Genomic DNA, 201 nt, shown 5'->3' on the forward strand with positions numbered 1-201 from the left:
CGCCAATGGTGCCTTCTCGGTGGCCGCTGTTTCGCCGTCGTCACTGCCGGTCGTGGGGGTCCCGGATCTCCTCCTCGCGGTGGGCCAGGTTCGGCCCGCTGCGGATGCGGCCGGGTTGATTGATCAACTCCGCGGCCTCGAAGATTTGAAGTCCGCGGCCGCTGGCCTGCAAGCCCGGCTTGCCGTCGCGTTCGACACCCT

Annotated in this window: 1 pseudogene; it reads left to right on the top strand. The window is 68.7% G+C overall.

Annotated features, from left to right (window positions below):
- Positions 1-52: 52 nt before the first annotated feature.
- A pseudogene (locus tag PSET11_RS16555) lies at positions 53-201 on the top strand (HNH endonuclease); the annotation flags it as partial.

Origin of the sequence: Arthrobacter ulcerisalmonis (assembly GCF_900609065.1) — a bacterium.
Classification (GTDB): domain Bacteria; phylum Actinomycetota; class Actinomycetes; order Actinomycetales; family Micrococcaceae; genus Arthrobacter; species Arthrobacter ulcerisalmonis.